The organism is Arenimonas sp., from assembly GCF_019459675.1.
Taxonomy (GTDB): Bacteria; Pseudomonadota; Gammaproteobacteria; order Xanthomonadales; family Xanthomonadaceae; genus Arenimonas.
In genome coordinates this window covers 1-14073 of sequence record NZ_JAIBFH010000009.1, presented here as the reverse complement: position 1 = coordinate 14073, position 14073 = coordinate 1, and the positions used below count along the sequence as shown (strand labels likewise).

The 14073-nt window shown below is 71.2% G+C and carries 12 protein-coding genes and 1 pseudogene; 6 read left to right on the top strand and 7 right to left on the bottom strand.

Annotation, left to right across the window (positions count from 1 at the left end; translation table 11 throughout):
* Positions 1–414: glycine zipper 2TM domain-containing protein (locus K0M70_RS00335; RefSeq protein WP_290777757.1), on the top strand; the 414-nt coding region annotated here is incomplete at its 5' end.
* A gap of 107 nt (positions 415–521) precedes the next feature.
* The gene (locus tag K0M70_RS00330) at positions 522–2192 is read left to right on the top strand and encodes an amidohydrolase family protein (protein WP_290777754.1); all 1671 of its coding nucleotides are present in this window, start codon (positions 522–524) and stop codon (positions 2190–2192) included.
* An 18-nt stretch (positions 2193–2210) separates the two neighbouring features.
* On the opposite strand, the gene K0M70_RS00325 is transcribed toward K0M70_RS00330, so the two are convergent.
* Together K0M70_RS00325 and K0M70_RS00320 are read right to left on the bottom strand one after the other, a co-directional pair.
* Positions 2211–3098, bottom strand: coding sequence for a PhzF family phenazine biosynthesis protein (locus tag K0M70_RS00325; RefSeq protein ID WP_290777751.1), 888 nt, complete (start codon positions 3096–3098; stop codon positions 2211–2213).
* Between the two features lie 22 nt (positions 3099–3120).
* Complete coding sequence (locus K0M70_RS00320; RefSeq protein ID WP_290777747.1) at positions 3121–3999, bottom strand: PhzF family phenazine biosynthesis protein; 879 nt, start codon at positions 3997–3999, stop codon at positions 3121–3123.
* A gap of 138 nt (positions 4000–4137) precedes the next feature.
* On the opposite strand from K0M70_RS00320, the gene K0M70_RS00315 reads away from it, so the two are divergent.
* The 4 genes from K0M70_RS00315 (at position 4138) to K0M70_RS00300 (ending at position 10318) form a co-directional block, all read left to right on the top strand.
* Positions 4138–6759 carry a bifunctional aspartate kinase/diaminopimelate decarboxylase gene (locus tag K0M70_RS00315; protein ID WP_290777744.1) on the top strand — a complete coding sequence of 874 codons (2622 nt, stop codon included), beginning with the start codon at positions 4138–4140 and terminating at the stop codon, positions 6757–6759.
* On the top strand, positions 6752–8107 hold the full coding sequence (gene murL, locus K0M70_RS00310) for a UDP-N-acetyl-alpha-D-muramoyl-L-alanyl-L-glutamate epimerase (protein WP_290777741.1): 1356 nt from the start codon (positions 6752–6754) through the stop codon (positions 8105–8107). Before K0M70_RS00315 ends, murL begins: the two co-directional genes overlap by 8 nt.
* Positions 8088–9467 (top strand): UDP-N-acetylmuramoyl-L-alanine--D-glutamate ligase, encoded by a 1380-nt coding sequence (gene murD, locus K0M70_RS00305; protein WP_290777738.1) that lies wholly within the window; start codon positions 8088–8090, stop codon positions 9465–9467. Before murL ends, murD begins: the two co-directional genes overlap by 20 nt.
* A gap of 74 nt (positions 9468–9541) precedes the next feature.
* Positions 9542–10318: a dienelactone hydrolase family protein gene (locus K0M70_RS00300; protein ID WP_290777735.1), complete on the top strand. Its 777-nt coding sequence runs from the start codon at positions 9542–9544 to the stop codon at positions 10316–10318.
* A gap of 18 nt (positions 10319–10336) precedes the next feature.
* Here the strand turns inward: K0M70_RS00300 and ptsP are convergent, their stop codons facing one another.
* The 5 genes and pseudogenes from ptsP to K0M70_RS00275 form a co-directional block, all read right to left on the bottom strand.
* A complete protein-coding gene (gene ptsP / locus K0M70_RS00295) occupies positions 10337–12049 on the bottom strand; it encodes a phosphoenolpyruvate--protein phosphotransferase (protein WP_290777733.1) in 1713 nt (570 codons plus the stop codon).
* Entirely contained in the window at positions 12049–12318 is a 270-nt protein-coding gene (locus tag K0M70_RS00290; protein ID WP_290777731.1) for an HPr family phosphocarrier protein, read from the bottom strand. Before K0M70_RS00290 ends, ptsP begins: the two co-directional genes overlap by 1 nt.
* Positions 12311–12703, bottom strand: coding sequence for a PTS sugar transporter subunit IIA (locus tag K0M70_RS00285; RefSeq protein ID WP_290777729.1), 393 nt, complete (start codon positions 12701–12703; stop codon positions 12311–12313). The genes K0M70_RS00290 and K0M70_RS00285 overlap by 8 nt, the downstream gene beginning before the upstream one ends.
* Before the next feature lie 46 nt (positions 12704–12749).
* Positions 12750–13625: an RNase adapter RapZ gene (rapZ, locus tag K0M70_RS00280; protein ID WP_290777726.1), complete on the bottom strand. Its 876-nt coding sequence runs from the start codon at positions 13623–13625 to the stop codon at positions 12750–12752.
* Positions 13622–14073: pseudogene (locus K0M70_RS00275) on the bottom strand (HPr kinase/phosphorylase); the annotation flags it as partial. The gene rapZ and the pseudogene K0M70_RS00275, both read right to left, overlap by 4 nt.

Genomic DNA, 14073 nt, shown 5'->3' with positions numbered 1-14073 from the left:
TCCTATGCCTACCAGGACCGCGGCTATGCCGGCGACCCGCGTTATGCGCCGCGAGGCCAGACCACGGGTGGCGGTGCGCTGATCGGCGCGATCGCCGGCGGCGTGCTGGGCAACAGCGTCGGTGACGGCGACGGCCGCAAGGCCGCCACGGTGCTCGGCGCGGTGCTGGGCGGCACCATCGGCAACAACATCGAGCGCAACGGCCGCTACCGCAACGATGGCTACCGCAACCAGGCCGCGGCCTACCCGCAGGAAGTGCAGCGCTGCCGCACGGTCACCTCGCAGGTGCGCGACGAGCGCGTGCTGGGCTATCGCGTCGGCTACGAATACGCCGGCCGCCGCTACGAGACGATGACCGACTACCACCCGGGCAGCGAGATCCGCGTGCGCGTGGACGTGTCGCCGGCGGGCTGAGGCCGCGCGTTGCGGCGCAACACGAAGAAGGGGCCTGCGGGCCCCTTCTTCATTTCCGGCGCACGCGGTTTGCGGGTAGGGTAGGGCGCCTGCCAACGGAGCCGCCCATGCGTCGTCACTTTCTCGCCCTTGCCCTGTCCTGCCTGCTGCCCACCGTGGCCGCCGCCGAAGTCACCACGCTTCTGGTCAACGCCCGCGTGCACACCGGCGCGGACAAACCGCAGGGCGTGGAGTATTTCGGCTGGAACGAGCAGGGCGTGATCCAGTTGATGGGCAGCGGCGGCGACCCCCGCAAGGACCACCCGTCAGCGCGCATCATCGATGCCGGCGGCCGGCACGTGGTGCCCGGGCTGATCGACGCCCACGGCCATGTGATGAACCTCGGTTTCGCGCTGCTTCGCGCCGATCTGGTGGACGCCAAGGACAAGCAGGAGGTCATCGCCCGCCTGCGCGAATTCGAGAAGACCTTGCCCGAAGACGCCTGGCTGCTGGGCCGCGGCTGGGACCAGAACGACTGGCCGGGCAAGCAGTTCCCGACGGCCGCCGACCTCGATGCCGCGTTCCCGGACCGCCCGGTCTGGCTTGAGCGCGTGGACGGCCACGCGGGCTGGGCCAACAGCGCCGCGCTGCGCGCCGTGACGCGCGACCTGTCGGGCGACTGGCAGCCCGACGGCGGCCGCATCCTGCGCGAAGGCGGACGCGCCACCGGCGTCTTCATCGACACCGCGGCGGCGCTGGTGGATGCGGTGGTGCCGGCGCCGGACGCCTCGCTGCGGGCCGAGGCGCTGGAGCGTTCGCTGCAGGCGGCGGTGGCGCACGGCCTCACCGGCGTGCACGACATGGGTGTGTCGCTGGCCGACCTGCGGCTGATGCGCCGCTTCGCCGACGCCGGCCGCCTGCCGCTGCGCATCCGCGCCTATGCCGACGGCAACGGCGCAATGCTCGACGTGCTGTGCGCGCTGGGAACCTATGAACACCCCCAGGGCCGCCTGGCCATGCGCGGCGTGAAGTTCTACGTGGACGGCGCATTGGGAAGCCGCGGCGCGGCGCTGCTGGAGGACTACAGCGACGAACCGGGCCACCGCGGCCTGCTGGTGACCGAGCCCGCGGCCTACGCCGCCGGCGTGGCCAAGGCGCGCGACTGCGGCATCCAGCCGGCCAGCCACGCCATCGGCGACCGCGGCAACCGCATCGTGCTGGACACCTACGCCGCGGCGCTGGGCGACAAGGCGGGCACCGACCATCGCTGGCGCGTCGAGCACGCGCAGGTGGTGGCGCCGTCGGACATCCCGCGCTTCGCCACGCTCAAGCTGATCGCTTCGATGCAGCCCACGCACGCCACCTCGGACATGCCGTGGGCGGAAGCGCGCGTGGGTGCGGCGCGGCTGGAGGGTGCGTACGCCTGGCAGCGCATGCGCGCGGCCGGCGTGGCGCTGGCGCTGGGCTCGGACTACCCGGTGGAGTCGGTGGATCCGCGGCTGGGGCTGTACTCGAGCGTGACGCGCTCGGACCTTGGCGGCCAGCCCGCGGGCGGCTGGCTGCCCGATCAGAAGCTGACGCCGCTGCAGGCGCTGGAGGGCTTCACCACCGGCGCTGCATTCGCCAGCTTCGACGAGGCGCTGGTGGGCAAACTGGCGCTGGGCCACCGCGCCGATTTCGTCATCCTGGGCGCGGATCCGCTGACGATGCCCTCGGCGGAGCTGCCGCAGCTGCCCGTGCTTTCCACGTGGGTGGATGGGCGTGCGGTGTTTGAAGCCGGGAAATCCGCCGCGAACTGATTTGCGGCGGCGCGTTGCTCAGGCCGGCCAGTCCAGCGTGCCGCGCACCACGGTCTGCACCATGCCGCCCGACCACACGTCGCCGGCATCGTCCACGCGCAGCTCCAGGCGCGCGTCGTGGCCGACTTCGCGGCCCTGGCTGACGACGTAGCGGCCGTCGGCGTGGGGCAGGGCGTCGCGTTCGTGCAGCCAGGCGGCCAGCGTGGCGTTCGCGGCGCCGGAGGCGGCGTCCTCCACCTGGCCCGGATGGCCCACCAGCGCGCGCACCACCAGGTCGTAGTCGCGGCCATGGCAGCGTGCGAACACGCACAGCCCCATCGCATCGTGGCCGCGGGCCAGCGCCGACACCGCTTCCCAGCGCGGCACCAGGCTGCGCACCGACGCTTCGTCCACCAGTTCGGCCAGCCACCAGCGGCGGCCGCCGTCCATCAGCACCGGCGGCAGCGCGCCGGGCACGTAGCCCTTGAGTGCGGCGCCGAGCCGACGGTCGTCGGGCTGGCCGATTTCCAGCACCCGCGCGCGCGGCGCCCGCACCGCGAGGCGACGGGCGTGGCCTTCGCCACGCACTTCGATGGGCAGCAGGCCCACTGCGCACTCCTGCACCAGCTGGCCGTCGCGCGGCGTCGCCAGCCCGGCCTCGAGCACGGCGTGTGCGCTGCCGATGCTGGGGTGGCCGGCGAAGGGCACTTCGCGGCGCGGGCTGAAGATGCGCAGGCGGTAGCTGGCCTCGGGCGTGGTCGGCGGCAGCACGAAGGTGGTTTCGGGCAGGCGCGTCCATTTCGCGATGGCCTGCAGGGTGTCGTCGGCCAGGCCGGCGGCGTCCAGCACCACGGCCAGCGGGTTGCCGTCGCCGGGTTTGGCGGCGAACACGTCGAGCTGTACGAAGGAACGGTTCATGCGCGGCATCCTGCCCGAGGGGCGTTGAAGGTTACCAGTCCAGCGCGCCGCGGATCACCGTCTGCGTGCTGCCGCCGACCCAGGCGTCGCCGTCGGCGTCCACGCGGATGTGGACCTGTCCGTCGCGACCCACCTCGCGGCCCTGGCTGGCCATGAACTCCCGGCCCAGGGCGCCCAGCGCGTCGTTGTGGTGCAGCCAGGCGGCGATGGCGGCGTTGGCGCTGCCGGTGACCGGGTCCTCGGGAATGCCGTCGGCCGGGCAGAAAGCGCGCACGGCCAGCGCGTGCGCGCTGCCGGGTGCGCTGCGGCCGAACACGGCCAGGCCGACGGCGCCGGTGGCCCCGGTGAGAAGCGTGATGGCGGCGAGGTCGGGTGCCATCGTTCGCACCTGGGCCTCGTCGGCCAACTCCACCACCCACCACTGCGGGCCGTTGTCGATCAGTGCGGGCAGCAGCGCGCCGCGGGCGCGACCAGCCAGCGCGGCTTCCAGCGCTGCCAAATGGCCGGCGTGCGCGGCAATGGCCTGGCCGCGCGGCGCCCGCACGGAGATGCGGCGCGCGGGGCCGTCGCCCTGCACCTGCAGCGGCAGCAGGCCGGCGCCGCACTCCTGCACCAGCCGGCCGTCGCGGGCTTGGGCCAGGCCGGCCTCGAGCACGGCGTGCGCGGTGCCGACGCTGGGGTGGCCGGCGAACGGCAGCTCCTGGCGCGGGGTGAAAATGCGCACGCGGTAGCTCGCCGACGGGTCGCGCGGCGGCAGCACGAAGGTGGTCTCTGACAGGTTGGTCCAGTTCGCGAACGCCTGCATGGTCGCGGTGTCCAGGTCCTGGGCATCCAGCACCACGGCCAGCGGGTTGCCGGTGCCGGGGCGGTGGGCGAAAACGTCAAGCTGCAGGAAGTCGCGGCGGCGCATGCGGGGCTCCGGGGTTGGCGGGGGTTGGATCGTCATGTCGAAACGTTGGCAGGCGGGCCACGCGTGCCGACGGCGCCTTCGTTTACACTGGCGCACGCCGCGCCCACGCGCCGCATCCCCTCATCATAAACCGTGACCATGAGCCCAGCCGTGCCTGCCGCCGGTGCCGACGCACCGGATTGGATCGTCCTGAAGTTCGGAGGCACCAGCGTGTCCCGACGCCACCGTTGGGACACGATCGGCCAGCTGATGAAACGCCGGGCCGAAGAAACCGGTGCGCGCGTGCTGGTGGTGGTGTCGGCGGTGTCGGGCGTTACCAACGAGCTGCAGGCGATCTGTGACGGCCATGCCGACGAGGCCGGCACCCAGGCGCGCATCGCCGCGCTGGTGCAGCGCCATGAAGACTTCTGCGTCGACCTGGGCCTGGACGTGTCGGTTGTGCTGGGCCAGCGCCTGGCGGCGCTGCATGCGCTGGGCGCCGATCCGCGCCGCGCGGCCGGCGACCTGGCCTGGCAGGCCGAGGTGCTGGGCCAGGGCGAACTGCTTTCGTCCACGCTGGGCGTGGCCTACCTGCGCGCCCAGGGGCTGGACGTGGGCTGGGTGGATTCGCGCGACTGGCTGTTCGCGCGGCCGCTGCCCAACCAGACCGACTGGAGCAAGCGCCTTTCGGCGTCCTGCGATTACGTGGGCGATGCCGGCCTGCGCGCGCGCTTCGCCGCGGCCGGCCCGGCGCTGCGCATCGCCCAGGGTTTCATCGCGCGCGCGCCCGACGGCGGCACGGCCATCCTGGGTCGCGGCGGCTCCGACACGTCGGCGGCGTATTTCGGCGCGCTGCTGGGCGCACGCCGGGTGGAAATCTGGACCGACGTGCCGGGCATGTTCAGCGCCAACCCGCGCGCCGTGCCCGACGCGCGGCTGCTGTCGCGGCTGGACTACGAAGAGGCGCAGGAAATCGCCACCACCGGCGCCAAGGTGCTGCACCCGCGCTGCATCCATCCCTGCCGCGAGGCGCGGGTACCGATCTGGATCCGCGACACCGAACGGCCGGACATGCCCGGCACCGTCATCGATTCCTCGGCCACCACGATCCCGGGCGTGAAGGCCATCAGTTCGCGCCGCGGCATCGTGCTGGTGTCCATGGAAACCATCGGCATGTGGCAGCAGGTGGGCTTCCTGTCGGACGTGTTCGAACGCTTCAAGGCGCACGGGCTGTCGATCGACCTGATCGGCTCGTCCGAAGCCAACGTCACCGTCTCGCTCGACCCCAGCGACAACCTGGTCAGCACCAACGTGCTGGACGCGCTGTGCGCCGACCTGTCCCAGGTTTGTCGGGTGAAGGTGATCGCCCCCTGCGCGGCCATCACTTTGGTAGGGCGCGGCATGCGCTCGCTGCTGCACAAGCTGTCCGATGTCTGGGCCGAGTTCGGGCGCGAGCGCGTTCACCTGATCTCGCAGTCGTCCAACGACCTCAACCTCACCTTCGTGGTGGACGAGGGTATCGCCGAGGGCATGATGCCGCGGCTGCACGCCCTGCTGGCGCAGTCGGGCGCGATGCCGGTCACCGAGGCCGCGGTGTTCGGACCCAGCTGGCGTCGCATCGACCAGCCCGCCGGCACGCGCCCGGCGCCCTGGTGGCAGGTTTCGCGCGAGCGGCTGCTGCACCTGGCCAACGCCGGCACGCCGCGCTACGTGTACCACCTGCCCACCATCCGCGACCGCGCCCGCGAACTGTCCGGCATCCCCGCCGTGGACCGGCGTTTCTTCGCGCTCAAGGCCAACCCGCATCCGCTGGTGCTCAAGTGCCTGGAGTCGGAGGGCTTCGGCTTCGAATGCGTTTCGCGCGGCGAGCTCGAACACCTGTTCCGTTCGCTGCCGGGCCTGGCGCCCGACCGCGTGCTGTTCACGCCCAGCTTCGCGCCGCGCGACGAATACGCCGCCGCGCTGGCCCTGGGCGTGCATGTCACCATCGACAGCACCACGCCGCTGCTGCGCTGGGCCGAGCTGTTCAAGGGCCGCGACATCGTGCTGCGCGTTGACCCGGGCTTTGGCCACGGCCACCACGAGAAAGTGCGCACCGGCGGAAAGGGCGCCAAGTTCGGGCTCGCGGCCGAGGCGGTGCCGGGTTTCCTGGATGCGGCGCGTGCGGCCGGCGCGCGCATCGCCGGGCTGCATGCGCACATCGGCAGCGGCATCCTGGACGCGCAGCACTGGCACACCGTGTACGCGCAGCTGGCGGCGCTGGCCGAAGGCATCGGCACGGTCGGCTTCATCGACGTTGGCGGTGGCCTGGGCGTGGCCTACGACCCGGAAGCCGACCCGTTCGACGTGGCCGCCTATTCGGCGGCGCTGTCGGAGGTGAAAGCCGCGTATCCGCAGTACGCGCTGTGGGTGGAGCCGGGCCGCTATCTGGTGGCCGAGGCCGGTGCACTGCTGCTGCGCGTCACCCAGGTGGCGTCCAAGCAGGGCCTGCGCCGGGTGGGTGCCGACGGCGGCATGAACACGCTGATGCGCCCCGCGCTGTACAACGCCTGGCATGAAATCGTGAACCTTTCGCGCTTCGATGCGCCCGACGGCGAGCCTTGCGAAGTGGTGGGCCCCATCTGCGAAACCGGCGACGTGATCGGACGCCAGCGCCACCTGCCCGAGGCCACCGTTGAAGGCGATGTGCTGCTGGTGGGCCACGCCGGCGCCTATGGCGCGGTCATGGCCAACCGCTACAACCTGCGTGAACTTCCGCACGAGGACGTGATCGATGGCTGAGTTTGACCGCGTGTCCATCCGGGCCTTCCGCTTCACCGGCTGCCGATTCGATGCCGACACCGGCGAGGCGCGCCTGGCCTACGCCTTCGACCACGGCCCGGAGATGGTGGAGACGCTGCGCTTCCCCGGAGCGCCCTTCGTGCTGGACGCCGCGCGCGCCGGAGCGGTGCAGCGCGCGCTGCGCCTGCTGCACCTGGTTGCCGGCGTGAGCTACTACAAGGCCGCCGTACCGCCGGAGATCGTGATCGAGGGCGAGGGCATCGATGCGCCGACGGCTGCGCTGCTGACCTCGGTTTACGAAAACGGATTGGGCGAGTTCGCCTATCGCAACGCAATGGTGCTGCGCGGCCGCATCCATTTCCCGGTCGCGGCTGCGTCGTCGTCGGCCGCACCGGCGGCGGGCCTGGAGAAACGCGCGCTGGTCGCCATCGGCGGCGGCAAGGACTCGCTGGTGTCCATCGAGGCCCTGCGCGCGCTGGGCGTCGCGCAGACCGTGGCCTGGGTCGGCAGTTCGCCGCTGATCAAGGCCTGCGCCGAGCGCACCGGCCAGCCCACGCTCAACGTCACGCGCGCGCTGTCTCCGCTGCTGTTCGAGTACAACAAGCGCGGCGCACTCAACGGCCACATCCCGGTGACGGCGGTGAACTCGGCCATCCTGGCCATGGCGGCGCTGCTTCAAGGCCATGCGCAGGTGGTGTTCTCCAACGAGCGTTCGGCCAGCTACGGCAGCCTGATCCCGGGCACGGGCGAAGTGAACCACCAGTGGTCCAAGGGCTGGGACTTCGAGCGCGACTTCGCCGCCCACCTGCGCGGCCACGTCGCCGCCGACCTGGCTTATTACTCGCTGCTGCGGCCGTTCTCGGAGCTGGCGGTGGCGCGTCAGTTCGCCCGCCTGGACCGCTACGACCAGCACTTCTCCAGCTGCAACCGCAACTTCCACCTGCTGGGCGAACGTCCCGCGCAGCGCTGGTGCGGCGTGTGCCCCAAGTGCCACTTCGTGTTCCTGGCGCTGGCGCCGTTCATGCCCAAGCCGCGGCTGATGGCCATCTTCGGCCACAACCTGCTGGACGAAGCCGACCAGGCGCCGGGCTTCGACGCGCTGCTGGAGTACCGCGACCACAAGCCCTTCGAATGCGTGGGCGAGGGCCGCGAGTCGCGTGCGGCGATGGACGCGTTGGCCGACAGTGCGGCCTGGCGCGAGGACGCCCTGGTGAAGCGCTACGCGTGCGAGATCCGCCCGCAGCTTGAACCTTCCGACCGGGGGCTGGCGCCCCTGCTGTTACCCTCGGGCGAGCACGGCATCGCGCCCGGGCTGTGGGAGGGCGTGCGTGCGCATTTCGGAGCTTGAAGGCCAGCGGGTCGCGATCTGGGGCTATGGCCGCGAAGGCCGTGCGGCGCTGGCCGCGCTGCGCTGGAACCTGCCCCGCCAGCCGGTAACCGTGTTCTGCTCGGCCGAAGAGGCCCAGGCGCTGGGCCAGATGCAGGACCCGGCGCTTGAGGTCGAAACCGCCGTGGACGCCGCGGCGCTGTCGCGCTTCGACGTCGTCATCAAGTCGCCCGGCATCAGCCCCTACGCGTCGCCCGCCGCCGACGCCGCGCTCAACGGCGTGCGCTTCATCGGCTCCAGCGGCCTGTGGTTCGCCGAGCCGGCCGTGGGTCGGCGCATCTGCGTCACCGGCACCAAGGGCAAGTCCACCACCACTGCGATGCTGGCGCACCTGCTGCGTGCGGCCGGCAAGCGCACCGCGCTGGCGGGCAATATCGGCATGCCGATGCTGGAGCTGATGGACGTGCAGCCGCCGCCGGAAGCCTGGGCGATCGAGCTGTCGAGCTACCAGACCGGCGAGGTGCAGGACATCGACGTGGCCGTGGTGCTGAACCTGTTTCCCGAGCACCTGGACTGGCACGGCAGCGAGGCGCGCTACTACGCCGACAAACTGGCGCTGGTGACGCGCGCCGCGCCGCGGGTGGCGGTGCTCAACGCCGCCGACCCACGCCTGGTGGAGCTGGACGTGCCGGCCAGCACGCGCGTGCTGTGGTTCAACCACGCCGACGGTTGGCACCTTCGCGAAGGCAGCGTTTTCCGCGGCGAGCGGCGGGTCCTGGACGCACGCGCGCTGCCGCTGCCGGGTCGCCACAACCGGCTGAACCTGTGCGCGGCGCTGGCGGCGGTCGAAGCGATCGGCCTGGACGCGGCGGCGCTGGCGCCCGCCGCGCTGGCGTTCCGCCCGCTGCCGCACCGGCTGCAGACGCTGGGCATCCGCAACGGCGTGGAAGCGGTGAACGACTCCATCAGCACCACGCCGCAGTCGAGCATCGCCGCGCTGGACTGCTTCCGCGGCCGTCGCGTGGCCATCCTGGTGGGCGGCTACGATCGCGGCCTGGACTGGGGCATCTTCGCCGAGCGACTGGCCGCCGAGCCGGTGACGGCGGTGGTGACGATGGGCCAGAACGGACCGCGCGTTTACGAAAAGCTCAAGCCGCTGTCGCTGGGGGACCGCTTCTTCCTGATGGAGGCCGGCGAGATGGAGGAAGCGGTGAAGCTGGCGCTGCAGGTGCTGGGCAACGACGGCGTGCTGTTGCTGTCCCCGGGCGCGCCCAGCTTCCCGCGCTACCGCGACTACGTCGAGCGCGGCCGGCATTTCGCCAAGGCCGCGGGCTTCGATCCCGACCAGATCTGCGCCATTTCCGGGCTGGGCGTGGCCTGACGCTCACGCGGCGGTTACGCGGTGCGCGCCGGCCGGGACTAGAATCCCGGGGCCAATCCAAGGAGATTCCCGCCATGCGCACCCTGCTAGCCCTTGCCCTGTTCGGCCTCAGCGCCACCGCCTTCGCCAAGCCCGTTGCCGAGCCGGTGAGCTGGAGCTACGGCGGCACCGATTTCGACGGCTACCTGGTCCATGACGACTCGGAAAGCGACAAGCGCCCGGGCCTGCTGATGGTGCCCAACTGGATGGGCGTGAACGATTCGGCCATCGAGAAGGCCAAGCAGATCGCCGGCGACGACTACGTGGTGCTGCTGGTGGACATGTACGGTCGCGGCGTTCGCCCGGCCAATGCCGACGAGGCAGGCAAGGCCGCCGGCGCCGTTTACGCCGATCGCGAAGCGCTGCGCGGCCGCATCAATGCGGCGCTGGGCGTGCTGGCCGCGTCGGCCGCCAAGACGCCGCTGGACGCGACCCAGCTGGGCGCGATCGGCTTCTGCTTCGGCGGTGCGGTGGCGCTGGACCTGGCGCGCAGCGGCGCGGACATCGCCGGCGTGGTGAGCTTCCACGGCAACCTGTCCACCACGATCCCGGCCAAGCCCGGCGACGTGAAGGCCAGCCTGCTGGTGCTCAACGGCGCGGACGACACCTACGTTCCGGCCGAGCAGATCAGCACCTTCCAGAAGGAAATGACCGACGCCCAGGCCGACTGGCAGTTCGTGAACTACAGCGGCGCCGTGCACTGCTTCGCCGAAGTCGATGCCAACAGCCCGGGCTGCCTGTATGAGCCGCGCGCGGCCAAGCGCGCCTATGCGGCCATGGAAGACTTCTTCGACGAACGTTTCAACGACTGAAAGCTTCCGCGCCCTGCGTCAGCGGGCCAGCCACTTTTCTATGCCGGCGCGGTCGTGTGCCCTGAGCAGCGACTGTGCCCGGCGGCGCAGGCTGCCGTGGTCGGCGGCGCGGATGGCGCGGCGCACTTCCAGCAGCGTGGACGGGTGCAGGCTGAAGTCGCGCAGGCCCAGCGCCAGCAGCAGGGGCACGTTGGCGGCTTCGCTGGCCATCTCGCCGCACACCGCCACCGGCACGCCGTTGCGCCGGCCATAGGTGAAAAGCTCCGCCAGCAGTCTCAGCATGGTCGGATGGTGTGGCGTGTAAAGCGACGACAGCGATTCGTGGCCGCGGTCCACCGCCAGCAGGTACTGCACCAGGTCGTTGGTGCCCACCGACACGAAGTCCACCAGGTCGATGAAGTCGGGCACGCCCAGGGCGGCGGCGGGCACTTCGATCATGGCGCCCAGTTCGACCCTTTCGCCGTACTGCCGGCCATCGGCGCGCAGCGACAGCCGCGCCGCTTCCAGCAGCGCCACCACGGCCTGCACTTCTTCCCGGCAGCACACCATCGGCACCAGCACGCGCACCGGGCCATAGGCCGCGGCGCGCAGGATGGCGCGCAGCTGGGTGAGGAACAGGGGCTCGTGCGCCAGCGACAGCCTGACGCCGCGCAGCCCCAGCGCGGGATTGGGCTCGCTGCGCAGGGTCAGGCCGCTGTGGTCGGCCTTGTCGGCGCCCAGGTCGAGCGTGCGGATGGTCACCACGCGGCCGGCCATGCCCAGCACCAGGTCGCGATAGGCGAGGAACTGTTCTTCTTCGCCCGGCAGTTCGCGCCGCTGCAGGAAAAGGAACTCCGTGCGGTACAGGCCAATGCCGTCGGCGCCCAGCGCGTGCGCTTCGGCCACGTCCTGGCGTGATTCGGCGTTGGCATAAAGGCGGATGTCCACCCCGTCCAGGGTGCGCGTAGGCTGGCGCTTGAGCCGTGAAAGCTGGGCCTGTTCCCGGCCGATGTCGGCCTGGCGGCGGTGGTATCGCTTCAGATCACCGGCATCGGGTTCCAGCACCACCTCGCCGGTGCCGGCGTCCACCATCAGCGCGTCGCCGTCGTTGGCCAGCGCCAGGAGCTCGGCGGCGCCCAGCACCAGCGGCAGATGCAGGCTGCGGGCCAGGATGGCGCTGTGCGACAGCGGGCTGCCGCTGGCCGCCACCACGGCCACCACGCCCTGGGACTGCAGTTCGGCCAGCTCCTGCGGGGCGATGGTTTCGCACACCAGGATGTCGCCTGCAAGCCCGCGTTCGGCGTCGTGGTTGCGCTGCTGGAGGGCGGCGTGCACGCGGCCGATGACGTGGTCGAGGTCTTCGCGGCGGCTGCGGAAATAGTCGTCGTGCATGCCCTCGAAAACGGCCGCCAGGCGATCGCGCTGGAGCTTGAGGGCGTAGTCGGCGCCGTAGCGGCCGGTGCTGACCAGGTCATCCAGGCCGTGCAGCAGCTCGGGGTCGTCGAGGATCATCACGTGCAGGTCGAGGAACTCGCCCACCTCCTGCGCCAGTGCGCCGTGCAGCCGCTCGCGCAGGCCGTGCAGCTCCTGCCGGGCGGTGTCCAGCGCGCGGTGCAGGCGCAGTATTTCCCCGGGCACTTCGTCGGCGGTGATGCGGCGCTCGTCCACCGCCAGCGCCTGCGGCGTGCGCACGCGCACCCGCCCCAGCGCGATCCCGCGCGAAGCCGGCTGGCCGCGCAGGGCGCGGCGCATCAGTCTTCCTCGTCGAACCGGCGGTCGAACAGGTCGGCGGCGGCGTCCAGCGCGGCCTGTTCGTCGTCGCCATCCACGCGTATCAGCACGGTGGTGCCCGGTGCCGCTGCCAGCAGCAGCACGCCCATGATGCTCTTGGCATTCACCTCGCGGCCTCGCCCGGTCAGGGTGACCTGGGAGGTGAAGCCCGACAGGAGCTGCACCAGCTTCGCCGCCGCGCGCGCATGCAGCCCCAGCCGGTTGGACACCTTGAGTTCGCGTTCAAGCATCGTTGATCACCACGCCATTGCGCGCGCCCGCGGCGGCGGTGCGGCAAAGCTCGTCCAGGTCCTGTTCGGGGTAGTTCTGCACGCGCAGCAGCATCGGCAGCGACAGCCCGCTGATGCGATGCGAAGGGGTGCCGAGGCGGGAGAGCTTTTCCGCCAGCCGCGACGGGGTGGCGCCGTAAAGGTCCACCAGCATCAGCACGCCGTCGCCGCCATCCACCCGGCGCAGGGCGGCGCTGGCCGCGGGAAGCAGGGAGTCGGCGTCGCCGTCCCAGTTCGCCTCGAAGGCTTCGGTGGCCAGCGGCAGGCCGCCCAGCAGCCGCCGCGCCGCGTCAAGCAGCGGGGTGCCCGTTCCGGGGTGACTGACGATGAGGATGCCTACGGCCATGCAGAAACTCTACCAGACCCGATGCACGGCAAATGTGGAAAGGGGCTTACTCGAGTTCGCGGTGGAAGGTGGCGACGCCTTCGCGGCCGCGGCTGCGGAAGTGGGCGGCAAGGCGTTCGGCCAGGTAGACCGAACGATGGCGGCCGCCGGTGCAGCCGAAGGCCACCGTCAGGTAGCTGCGGGTTTCGGCCTCGAAGCGCGGCAGCCACGCGTCCAGGAACGCCGTGACCTGGTTTGCGAAATCCCCCATCACCGGGTCGCCGTCCAGGTGCTCGCGCACCGCCTGGTCGCGACCCGACAGCGGCCGCAGCCGGGCGTTCCAGTGCGGATTGGGCAGCGCGCGGGCGTCGAACACGAAGTCGGCGTCGGCCGGGACTCCGCGCTTGTAGGCGAAGGACTCGAACAGCACCGACATGCCCTGGCGGGCGCCGATGCCCAGGGCCGTGATCACCTGGCGGCGCATCTGGTGCACGTTCAACTCCGACGTGTCCATCACCAGGTCGGCCATGCCCAGCAGCGGCCGCATGCGTTCGCGCTCGAGCCGGATGGCGTCGGCCAGCGGCAGCCCGTCGTGGCTCAGCGGATGCTTGCGCCGGGTGTCGGAATAGCGCTTGAGCAGCACCTCGTCGCGCGTGTCGAAGTAAACCAGCTTGTGGTCGAAGCCCAGTGCGCCGACTTCCGACAGCCACTCGGGGATGCGCGACAGGTCCGGCGTGCGGTTGCGCACGTCGATGCCCACCGCCAGCCGATGCCGGCCGCGCTGGTCCATGGCGACGCTGCGCACGAAGCGCGGCAGCAGTTCAGCGGGGAGGTTGTCGGTGCAGAAGAAATCAAGGTCTTCAAGCGTGTTCAGCGCCACCGACTTGCCCGAGCCGGACATGCCGCTGACCACGATAAGGAGCGGGCGTGCGGAGTCGGTCATGGCGATTCCCCCTGCAGCAGGAATTCGGTGTGCCGCGCCAGGAAGGCGGCGGCGGGGTCCATGCCCTTGCTGCGCAGCAGGTGCAGGCGCACGGCGGCTTCGGTAAGCACGGCCAGGTTGCGGCCCGCGGCCACGGGCAGTCCGACCACGGGCACGTCCAGGTCCAGCACGCGCCGGCTGTCGGACTCGCCGGTAATGCGCGCCATGGCTTCCTTGGCCGGCTCCTGCGACTTCACCAGGTGCACGATAAGGCGCAGGTACTTGTTCCGCTTCACCGCCGTGTCGCCGAACATCTGGCGGATGTTCATCACGCCCAGGCCGCGCACTTCCAGCAGGTCCTGCAGCAGCTCGGGGCAGGTGCCGTCCAGCACGTCGGGGGCGATCTGGGTGAACTCGGGCGCATCGTCGGCCACCCGGCGGTGGCCGCGGCTACCCAGTTCCAAGGCCC

What these genes read in the sequence shown, in the direction of transcription:
- K0M70_RS00330 (WP_290777754.1), top strand. Translation starts at nt 522, where the DNA reads ATGCGTCGTCACTTTCTCGCCCTTGCCCTGTCCTGCCTGCTGCCCACC.
- K0M70_RS00325 (WP_290777751.1), bottom strand. Translation starts at nt 3,098, where the DNA reads ATGCCGCGCATGAACCGTTCCTTCGTACAGCTCGACGTGTTCGCCGCC.
- K0M70_RS00320 (WP_290777747.1), bottom strand. Translation starts at nt 3,999, where the DNA reads ATGCGCCGCCGCGACTTCCTGCAGCTTGACGTTTTCGCCCACCGCCCC.
- K0M70_RS00315 (WP_290777744.1), top strand. Translation starts at nt 4,138, where the DNA reads ATGAGCCCAGCCGTGCCTGCCGCCGGTGCCGACGCACCGGATTGGATC.
- murL (WP_290777741.1), top strand. Translation starts at nt 6,752, where the DNA reads ATGGCTGAGTTTGACCGCGTGTCCATCCGGGCCTTCCGCTTCACCGGC.
- K0M70_RS00300 (WP_290777735.1), top strand. Translation starts at nt 9,542, where the DNA reads ATGCGCACCCTGCTAGCCCTTGCCCTGTTCGGCCTCAGCGCCACCGCC.
- ptsP (WP_290777733.1), bottom strand. Translation starts at nt 12,049, where the DNA reads ATGCGCCGCGCCCTGCGCGGCCAGCCGGCTTCGCGCGGGATCGCGCTG.
- K0M70_RS00290 (WP_290777731.1), bottom strand. Translation starts at nt 12,318, where the DNA reads ATGCTTGAACGCGAACTCAAGGTGTCCAACCGGCTGGGGCTGCATGCG.
- K0M70_RS00285 (WP_290777729.1), bottom strand. Translation starts at nt 12,703, where the DNA reads ATGGCCGTAGGCATCCTCATCGTCAGTCACCCCGGAACGGGCACCCCG.
- rapZ (WP_290777726.1), bottom strand. Translation starts at nt 13,625, where the DNA reads ATGACCGACTCCGCACGCCCGCTCCTTATCGTGGTCAGCGGCATGTCC.